The organism is Rickettsia sp. TH2014, from assembly GCF_019249195.1.
Taxonomy (GTDB): domain Bacteria; phylum Pseudomonadota; class Alphaproteobacteria; order Rickettsiales; family Rickettsiaceae; genus Rickettsia; species Rickettsia felis.
Map to the genome: position 1 here is coordinate 1 of NZ_MXAX01000099.1, position 1,693 is coordinate 1,693.

A 1,693-nucleotide genomic window follows, 5' to 3' on the forward strand; every position below is an offset into this window, starting at 1 on the left:
CTAAACTGCAATACGGAGGCACGACCAAAGATTCAATACATACTTCTTCAAAAATAGGATAATATTCTTTCTTATTAGATACTAAAGGCATGAGTGCTGGTTTACTATCATTTAAGTAATTATATAATGCTTCAAAAAAAGAATCATATTTCCCATTACCTATAATATCGTGATACATGAGAGAGTCTATATTAAGTGCTTGAATAACCAGTTTCCGTCTATCGATAATATTTTTTTGAAGAGTTCTAAATCTTCAATATGAAGAGCCATGGAAAAAATATTATTATGTAATGCCATGCTTTTTATTATTTTCCACTTCTCTATAACACTATATTTAGACCATTCCATAACTCACTCCTTAAATAAATTTTTAGGCATTCTGTAATAAACAATATTATAGAATTTTTCGCTTTCGGGGAATTTGCGTTTGCGGATGGAGAAGTTACCAAAATTTCTAATTTCGGTACGCTCTTGTTTTTTGAGAGACCGACTTAAATAATCTAAGATTAAATCTACTGAATCTTTAACATCTTCTTTGGAAAGATAATTCAGCTTATCATGTACTTTATCTATTAAATAATTCTTAGTAACCATTATTAAAAAATCGCTTTGATTCCATTAAAACTATTTTTAAAAAAGCTAGGTGCTATACTATCAAAATCTTCAAGTATTACGTCGATTAATTTTGGTTTTGGTTTTAATTGATAATCTTTAACTAGTAGATTAGCATTAATTTTCTTAACTTCCTGTAACCATTTTAATGCAGTATCTTCCGAGCCTATAGCATCCACAAGCTTTAACTTTAAAGCCTGACGACCTGAATATACTCGCCCGTCTGCGAGCTTTTTTACTTCTTCTATAGGAAGATTGCGTCTCTCTGAAACAAGTTCAAGGAAAAAATTATAAGTATCTTCTATATTTTCCATAATGGCTACCCGCACTGCTTCCGTCAGTTTTTCGGTAGGATTTGGGACAGCTTTTAATTCACCCGATTTAAAATTATTGAACTTAATCCCCAATTTTTGAGCAAGCTCCGTTACCTCGGCTGTTTGTAGTATTACACCGATTGAACCTGTAATAGTTCCATTATGGCTAATAATATAATCGCCTCCGAGAGAGATTAAATAACCGCCACTTGCAGCCATTGTTCCCATAACGATTACTACCGGCTTTTTTTCGGATATTTTGCGTAAGATATTATAAATTTTTTCAGAGCCGACTACCGTGCCGCCGGGAGAATTTACGTTAACTATTAACGCTTTAATATGAGAATCATCGATTATTTTTTTGAGCTTTTTGTCACGCTTTTCGTCTTCAAGGATTATTTCATCTATTAATACGGAAGCTATATAATCTTCATTACTATTAATAGGTAAAACCTCTTTTGGAGCAAAATCTTTACCGACTAGTAAGAATACGATAGCAATTAAAATAATAGCTGCTAGTTTCCAAATTAACAAACGAGATTTTATTTGTCTTCTTTCAATTAAATAATCAGGTGTTATACTCATGATTTTTGATATTTTTAATTAGTACAATCAACGTCATTCCTGCAAGACCTTGTTGCGTAGATATAAAAAAAAGTAGCTGCGAACTAAGAAAAGTAGTAAATTGACAAAAAACTTAACCACAAGTGTGTATGTCAAAGCTACAAAAAGTTTGCAACTGGAAAGAATATAACAGAAGTTTAAAG

3 protein-coding genes are annotated in these 1,693 nt (G+C 31.7%); all 3 read right to left on the minus strand.

Features of this window, described 5'->3' with window-relative positions:
* Positions 1-186 precede the first annotated feature (186 nt).
* The 3 genes from KYQ89_RS07625 to sppA are packed head-to-tail and all read right to left on the minus strand — an operon-like array spanning position 187 to position 1,511.
* A complete protein-coding gene (locus KYQ89_RS07625) occupies positions 187-348 on the minus strand; it encodes a hypothetical protein (RefSeq protein WP_256621189.1) in 162 nt (53 codons plus the stop codon).
* Positions 349-351: 3 nt separating this feature from the next.
* Positions 352-594, minus strand: coding sequence for an HU family DNA-binding protein (locus KYQ89_RS01775; protein WP_218460144.1), 243 nt, complete (start codon positions 592-594; stop codon positions 352-354).
* A 2-nt stretch (positions 595-596) separates the two neighbouring features.
* Positions 597-1,511 carry a signal peptide peptidase SppA gene (gene sppA / locus KYQ89_RS01780; RefSeq protein ID WP_218460145.1) on the minus strand — a complete coding sequence of 305 codons (915 nt, stop codon included), beginning with the start codon at positions 1,509-1,511 and terminating at the stop codon, positions 597-599.
* Positions 1,512-1,693: the final 182 nt, after the last annotated feature.